The 533-nt window shown below is 31.0% G+C and carries 1 protein-coding gene; it reads left to right on the forward strand.

From position 1 onward, the window contains the following. A partial coding sequence (locus tag HX088_RS13880) for an IS3 family transposase (RefSeq protein ID WP_286484486.1) occupies positions 1-533 on the forward strand: 533 nt, incomplete at both ends.

Raw genomic sequence — 533 nt, forward strand, 5'->3', positions numbered from 1 at the left:
CAAGCCATAAATGAATTAAGGCCAGAATTTCATCTAAATTTACTTTTAGATTGTACACATATGGCTAGAAGCAGCTTTTACTATCATATTTCACGTAGTAAAACAGATAAATACGAGGAATTAAAACTTAAGATAAAATCCATTTATCATCAGCATAAAGGGCGATATGGCTATCGACGAATTACCGATGAATTAAGAAAATCAGGAACTATCATCAATCATAAAACTGTTCTTAAACTGATGAATAGCTTAGGATTAAAGAGTTTGATTCGAAGAAAAAAATACAAATCTTACAAAGGAGAACAAGGAAAGATTGCACCAAACATCTTGCAAAGAGCATTTAAGGCTGATAAACCCAACCAAAAATGGGTAACAGATGTTACCGAGTTTAAAGTAAAAGATAAAAAACTATATTTATCACCAATAATGGATCTGTACAATCAAGAAATTATCAGCTATGAGTTAAGCGAACGACCTGTTTTTAATCAAGTAACTCAAATGCTTAAAAAGGCATTTAAAATAACGAAAGACAC

Origin of the sequence: Empedobacter sp. 225-1, from assembly GCF_030328185.1 — a bacterium.
Lineage (GTDB): Bacteria > Bacteroidota > Bacteroidia > Flavobacteriales > Weeksellaceae > Empedobacter > Empedobacter stercoris.